Origin of the sequence: Companilactobacillus kimchiensis, from assembly GCF_001438805.1 — a bacterium.
In the GTDB taxonomy this organism is placed as follows: domain Bacteria; phylum Bacillota; class Bacilli; order Lactobacillales; family Lactobacillaceae; genus Companilactobacillus; species Companilactobacillus kimchiensis.
Window position 1 is genome coordinate 1 of the sequence record NZ_JQCF01000068.1, and the last position, 331, is coordinate 331.

Sequence of the window (331 nt, forward strand, 5' to 3'; positions counted from 1 at the left end):
TCCGTATACGGCGGTTCATTAATTTAAGCATCCTGAATAGACTGGAGTTTCTTGGACATATTCAATAGTCCAAGAGATTCCAGTTTTTCATTTGTTAAAGTGTATAACAAAGTCTTACTATGTGCTGTTCGCCAATATCCTTTGTGGGTGTTGGCGAATGTCCTAGCTTGATTCCTTGTCATACCTAGTTTCATTAGATTCTTGAATCTAGTTTTGATTTTCTTCCATGATTTCCAAATGTATTGTCTGATTCTTGAACGAAGCCATTCATCTATTCTTTGAATGAATGTTTTCATCTTTCCAATTCCGTAATAGTTGAGCCATCCAACCA

Annotated in this window: 1 protein-coding gene; it reads right to left on the minus strand. The window is 36.0% G+C overall.

Translation table 11 applies throughout. From position 1 onward, the window contains the following. Window positions 1-23 precede the first annotated feature (23 nt). On the minus strand, window positions 24-331 hold a 308-nt coding region (locus tag IV57_RS12880; protein WP_275472417.1), incomplete at its 5' end, for a group II intron maturase-specific domain-containing protein.